Genomic DNA, 6,517 nt, shown 5'->3' on the forward strand with positions numbered 1-6,517 from the left:
CCCCCTATTCCCCACCACCCCCGCTGCCCCGATCTACCCCCAATGCTGGGGAAAGAGGCCCGCCCGGGCATTTGCCGTTCCATCCGCGAGCGCGTCGCAAACGCCTGTGTACCGGGCCTCGCACCGACATTTTCGACGGTTGGCATGGGAGTTGCCGAAGACCTCCCAACTGACCCATATCCAAGGGGCAGGTACTCTGATAGAGGGAATACTCATGCACCCTTTACTGTCCAAAAGCGCGATCGCCCTGATCGTGAGTGCGCTGGCCCAAGGTTCTGCCCAGGCCGCGTTGTTTGCTGTAGATCCTGGCCCTTACCTGCCAGCCACCGGTGGCTTCGCGTCCTGGTATCAGGACACGCATGGCCGAACCCTCGACTTATGCCTGTCAAAAGCTGTCAGTTCCAGGGTTCCAAGTGCACCCGGCGCGCCGACCTACATGTGCGTTTTGAATCCGGCTCCCGGCGTTTTCGACGACACGCAGCCCATCGTTTTCCCAAGCAACTTTCCCGATGAAACGTTCTGGTTTACCGGCGAGGGCTCAATCGTGGATGCAGCCCGGGGCATCGACCTGACTTTTGTCAGTGCCATCGAAGCCGCCTTCGCCGCGGAAGAGGTGAAAGAAGGCGACCAGGTCAGTTTTGGCCGAATCCGCATTCGGGTCGATGTGCCCACTGCCGGTGTCTACACCATCACCCACCCCTACGGCGTCGACATATTTGACGTTCCCGCAGGTGGAGACCGCGCGATCAACATGACTCGCGACATCGGCATCGGCTCGCCGAAAACCTACGACGGCGCGCTCAGAAGTGACATTGGTCCGTTCCTGCGCAGCGTCAACGGTCCCTACACCGAGATCAACCCGGTCACGGGTGCGCCCGATCAATTCATCGGCGATCCAAACCTGGCCGAGGCCTTCACCGGCAGCCCTTTCAATACCAACTACATCCGCATTGAAGGCCCTAATGGACTGGATTTGCGCACGACGGTGATGACCATTTCCGGCAAGTTGTCGACGGTGGTCCGCCCCACTCCGATCATTGCCGAGCGCAGCACGTACTCCCGTAAAGCCGGTGAAAGCGCACCGGTGGCGCAACAGGATGTGTTCGTGATGGCGCCACCGCCACCGGCCACGGTGACCCTGGACAGCAACAGCCCGGTGCTGAACCTGACCGAAGCCGACACCACCGGCCACTGGTACGCCCAGTCCGCCACCAACCCGACGTTACCGAGCACCCTTGTGGTAACCGCCGACAATCACCTGGCCATTCCCACCAGCACGCCGACCACGCTGTCCCTGCCGCTGACCGACCTGGTGGTGATCTCACAGGCCCAGTACAGCCTGAGCAGCGGGCAGATCACCATCGTGGCCTCGACCAGCGATGAAACATCGCCACCGGTCCTTACCGCCACCTCCGGCACCGGGGTCGCCATCGGCTCTCTCAGTGGCGATGGTGCAGTGAAATCCCTGTCGACCGGCATCACGCCGATTCCACCGGCCAAGGTTCGAGTGACGTCATCCAATGGCGGCAGCGATACCGAAGAAGTGGTCGTCGTGCAATGAACGCACATATGCCCAGATCCTCATCAGGAGGCATCATGAACAAATTGCCACGCCTGGCGCTCAACGCCCTGGGACTGACTCTATCGTTGTCCGGCAGTGCATTCGCGCAACTCGCTGCCGTCGACCCCGGCCCCTACACCTTTGCCACGGGGAAATTCCCCATGTGGTATCAGGACAACAATCTGCTGTCGCTGGAACTGTGCCAGTCGCGGGCGACGAGTTCGCGGTCACCTGGCGCTCCCGGCGCGCCTGCCTACATGTGCATCCTGAATCCGGAACCCGGAGTTTATGACGACACCCTGCCGATGGTGTTCCCGGATAACTGGCCACCGGAAACCTTCTGGTACCTCGCCGAGACCAGCATCAACGATGTCGGCGGCTACGGCGTGGATGCCTACGTCGCCGGGATCGAAGCGGCATTCGCGTCCGAGAACCCTATCGACGGCGACCAGGCAAGTTTCGCGCGGATTCGTCTGCGGGTGAACGTGCCAGTGGCCGGTGTCTACACCATCACCCACCCGTACGGCGTGGAAACGGTCAACGTCACCGCACCGGGCCGTCGGGCAATCAACATCACCCGTGACATCGGCATCGGCGCACCGGGCAACTTCTCCGGTGCCCTCAACGGGGAGGTCGGGCCATTCCTGCGCAGCGTCAACGGACCGTACACCGAAGTGAACCCGGACACCGGCGCCATCGAGACTTTTGTCGGCGATCCGAACCTTACAGAGGCCGTCACCGGCAGCCCCAACAACACCAACTTCCTGCGTATCCAGGGTCCGGCCGGGACTATCCAGACCAACCTCTTCACCGTATCCGGCAAGGTCCTCGACAGCCGTGCGCAAACCCCGGCGGAAATCAGCCGCGCCACTTACCGCCGCACGTCTACAGGTCCGGGCACCAGCAGTACCCGGGTAGAAGTGTTCGGCAAATCGGTCAACGGATCGAGCCTGTGCTTCCGTGAAACCGTGGCCCTGGTTCCCGGCCCACCACAGACGCCGTGCCTGACCAGCATGCTCGGCGACAACACCGGTCTGTTCTTCGGCCATCGCCTGACGGGTACCACCGTGCCTCCGGTGGTGGTGCTCACTGCTACCGATCCGAGTGGCACCACCCGGCCGACGGCAGTATCGAGCAAAGTCTCCGACGTGGTGAAAGTCCAGACCGCGCGCTACAGCTGGGACAATCGCAGCCTGCTGATCGAAGCCACCTCGTCTGACGAAGTGGTGGTGCCGGACATGGTTGCCCAGGGCTACGGACGGCTGACCAAGTCCGGTACCCTGCAACGCCTGACCGTCGCCGACCTGTCCCAGCCACCGGCCACCGTGACCATCAAATCGGCTTCGGGCGGTAACGATACCGAGCCCGTGGTGGTCGTCGGTACGGCACCGGATACCGGTGAGAACCAGGCACCGGTTGGCGTTGCCGACAGCGGTAGCACCACCTTCGGCGTACCGATCACCCTCAACGTGCTGACCAACGACGACGACCCGGACGGCGACACCCCACTCACCATCACGGCATTGACTCAACCGGCCGCCGAGCAGGGCACCGTGGCGTTGAGCGGCACCACAGCGGTCGTCTACACCCCGCCAGCGGTGGTCAATGCTCCACTGACCACGACCTTCACCTACAAGGCGCAAGACGCCAAAGGCCTGGCCGCGACCGCTGCGACGACCGTGACCATCACCGTGGCGCCTAACCAGCCTCCGGTGGCTGTCGCCGACGCCATTGCCACCCTGGGTGTGTCGATCCCGATCAACGTGCTGGCCAACGACACCGATCCGGAAGGCAACGTGCCGCTCGCCATCGCCAGCTTCACCCAACCACCGGCCACTCGCGGCTCGGTGACCAGCAACGGCACCGTCCTGACCTACAACCCTCCGGCCACGGTCACCACGGCGTTCACCACGACCTTCACCTACTTCGCCCGGGACAGCTTCGGCGCCCAGTCGACGACACCGGCCACGGTCACGGTGCAAGTCTCGCCACGGCCAGCCGCGGAAAACTTCGCGGTCACGGCAGCCACGGTGACGGCCCGTTCCAACAACCGCTTCAACTGGGACTTCTCGGGGACTTCATCGGTGACCACCGGCAACACCATCACCGTCCAGGTGACCACGCCGACCGGGCTGGTGACCCTGGGTAGCACCACGGTGCCACTGACCGGTCGCTGGAGGTTGACCGTCAGCAACTCGACCACGGTGATTCCGTCGGCGAACCCGACAGCCACCATCACCTCGTCCCAAGGCACTGTGCGCACGGTGCAGGTGATCTCGAACTGAGCCCTCGCCCCATCGGCCAGAGTGGTTGATGGGGCAAGCCTCTAACCAAAGGACAACGCCATGAAAACGCCGACCGCCGCCCTGCTCTGCCTGCTTCTGCTCTGCAGCAGCGCGGGCGTGCGTGCCGACGACTTGATGGAGAACGACGACCTGGCGCCCGGCGCCGACCTCGGCGAGCTGCCACCCCCGGTCGGCCAGCAAGCCCTGATCGACCAGAACGGCCAGGCCAACGTCGCGCTGTTGCAACAGAACGGCCAGTCGCTGCTCGGCCAGATCGTGCAGTCGGGCAGCAATCAGGAAGCCTACATCCTGCAGCAAGGCAGCGACCTGATGGCATTGATCAACCAGCAAGGTTCCGGCAACGCCGCGTCCATTACCCAAACCGGCAGCCACAACCGCGCGCAGATATCCCAGAACGGCAACAACAACGACGCCAGCATTGTCCAGGCCGGCACGGGTCAGCAAAGCGCTGTGACCCAGGCAGGAAATGGAATGAGCGTATCGGTCACCCAGTATCGCTAAAGCACTGCACCACCTGGAGGTTTCATCATGTTCAAATTGACGCCCCTCACCGCCGCCATCCTGGTCATCGTCAGTGCTCAAGCATTGGCCGACGACAGCGTGTCGACCCAAAACCAGTTCGGTGACACCAACATCGCCGATGTGAAGCAGATTTCGGCACCGTTCAGCACCGCCACCCAGAACCAGTCGGGTGCGGGCAACGATGCGGCCGCCGTGCAGGACACCGCCACCAGCACCATCGAGCAGAACCAGAGCGGCAACTACAACGCCGGCTACGCCGAGCAGCTGTTCGAAAACAACAGCACCATCATCCAGAACCAGGCCGGTGCCACCAACACCAGCCATGCCAGCCAGTCGATCGGATTCGGCGGTGGCCAGATCCTGCAGCAACAGGAAGGCACCGGTAACTTCTCGTTCATCTACCAGGACAGCCAGGAAAACTCTTCCGGCACAACCTACCAGTATGGCGACAGCAACGAAGCCAACATCGAACAGATCCAGCTGGGCACAGCCAACAACGCGGTGATCATCCAGTACGGCACTGCCAACTACGCCACCGCCGAACAGATCAACCACATGAATGGCCAGATCGACATCAATCAGTCCGGCGGCACCAACTATGCCTACGGTGACCAGCGCTACGGCGAAGGCGGCAACCTGACCATCAACCAGTATGGCGACGGTAACGGCAGCGAAGTCTGGCAAGACACCCAGGTCGCCAGCAGGACCACCATCGACCAGAACGGCCAGACCAACGAAACCATCGTCGACCAGAGCTTCGGCGACAACAACGTGGCCCAGGTGATCCAGGTCGGCGACCTCAACGCCATCTATGCCGACCAGTTCGAGTCCCTGGGCTCGACCGTGACGCTCAATCAACAGGGCGTCGGCAACATCCACTTCACCTACCAGACCGGCACCGGCCAAGTGCTCAATGCCACTTCCACAGGCAACGACAACAAGGTCTACGCCAGCAACTGGAAAGGCCCGGTCACGCAAATGGGCGGCCAGTTCGGCAGCAACCAGCGCGCCACCGTCAACCAGAACGGCAACGGCAACGTCGCCAACTTCACCCAGAAAAACACCGGCCACATCATGACCACCAACCAGGCCGGTACCGGCAACAAGACCACGGTCAGCCAGGCCGATACCTACAACGAGCTGTACTTCGACCAGAACGGCACCGACAACATCCTCATCGCCGACCAACGCGGCACCAACAACCTGACCCAGGGCAGCAGCACCGGCACCAACAACACCACCAACATCGACCAGGAAGGCACCGGCAACCAGGCGTTCACCACACAGCTGTATGGCGAAGACAACATGATCACCATCAAGCAGGCGGACACCATGAACGTGGCGTATGTGACCCAGGGGGGGACTGGCAACATTACCAGCGTGAACCAGAGCGGGATGACACAGACGGCGAATGTGCAGCAGTTTGGTACGGCTAACAGTGCGACTGTGTTGCAGAAGTAATTGCATGGGGTGAAAGAGCCGCGGCCCTTGAGGGAGGGTCGCGGTTTTTTTACGCCTGCAGATATGCGCTCAAACCTTCAATTTTGGGACGACACAACCCTGTATCTACCGTGGTTTCGTGCGCGACATATACCTTGTAGGAGCCGGCTTGTCGGCGAAGGCGGCCTTGAGTCTGGTGCTGCTCTATCGGGCCTCTTCGCTGGCAAGCCAGCTCCTACAAAAACGTGCCTCTACCGTGGTTTCGTGCGCGACATATACCGTGTAGGAGCCGGCTTGCCGGCGAAGGCGGCCTTGAGCCTGGTGCTGCTCTATCGGGCCTCTTCGCTGGCAAGCCAGCTCCTACAAAAATATGCCTCTACCGTGGTTTCGTGCGCGACATATACCTTGTAGGAGCCGGCTTGTCGGCGAAGGCGGCCTTGAGTCTGGTGCGAGTCTTTCGGGCCTCTTCGCTGGCAAGCCAGCTCCTACAAAAATGTGTGTCTACCGTGGTTTCGTGCGCGACATATACCTTGTAGGAGCCGGCTTGCCGGCGAAGGCGGCCTTGAGTCTGGTGCGAGTCTTTCGGGCCTCTTCGCTGGCAAGCCAGCTCCTACAAAAATGTGCCTCTACCATGGTTTCGTGCGCGACATATACCTTGTAGGAGCCGGCTTGCCGGCGAAGGCGGCCT

General features: G+C 61.9%; 4 protein-coding genes. All 4 read left to right on the forward strand.

The genetic code is table 11. The features are described 5' to 3' along the window. Window positions 1–214: 214 nt before the first annotated feature. From SOP85_RS30465 to SOP85_RS30480, 4 genes are read left to right on the forward strand one after another with little or no spacing between them, the layout of a single operon-like run. Window positions 215–1,561 carry a hypothetical protein gene (locus SOP85_RS30465; protein WP_274076852.1) on the forward strand — a complete coding sequence of 449 codons (1,347 nt, stop codon included), beginning with the start codon at window positions 215–217 and terminating at the stop codon, window positions 1,559–1,561. A 35-nt stretch (window positions 1,562–1,596) separates the two neighbouring features. Continuing rightward, a complete protein-coding gene (locus tag SOP85_RS30470; protein WP_323629340.1) occupies window positions 1,597–3,846 on the forward strand; it encodes an Ig-like domain-containing protein in 2,250 nt (749 codons plus the stop codon). A 60-nt stretch (window positions 3,847–3,906) separates the two neighbouring features. Continuing rightward, window positions 3,907–4,368: a curlin gene (locus tag SOP85_RS30475; protein ID WP_274076850.1), complete on the forward strand. Its 462-nt coding sequence runs from the start codon at window positions 3,907–3,909 to the stop codon at window positions 4,366–4,368. A gap of 27 nt (window positions 4,369–4,395) precedes the next feature. Continuing rightward, entirely contained in the window at window positions 4,396–5,850 is a 1,455-nt protein-coding gene (locus SOP85_RS30480; protein WP_323629341.1) for a curlin, read from the forward strand. Window positions 5,851–6,517: the final 667 nt, after the last annotated feature.

This window comes from Pseudomonas sp. YuFO20, from assembly GCF_035064975.1.
Taxonomy (GTDB): domain Bacteria; phylum Pseudomonadota; class Gammaproteobacteria; order Pseudomonadales; family Pseudomonadaceae; genus Aquipseudomonas; species Aquipseudomonas putida_AE.

Coding starts and splice junctions, on each gene's coding strand:
- SOP85_RS30465 (WP_274076852.1), top strand. CDS start 215: ATGCACCCTTTACTGTCCAAAAGCGCGATCGCCCTGATCGTGAGTGCG.
- SOP85_RS30470 (WP_323629340.1), top strand. CDS start 1,597: ATGAACAAATTGCCACGCCTGGCGCTCAACGCCCTGGGACTGACTCTA.
- SOP85_RS30475 (WP_274076850.1), top strand. CDS start 3,907: ATGAAAACGCCGACCGCCGCCCTGCTCTGCCTGCTTCTGCTCTGCAGC.
- SOP85_RS30480 (WP_323629341.1), top strand. CDS start 4,396: ATGTTCAAATTGACGCCCCTCACCGCCGCCATCCTGGTCATCGTCAGT.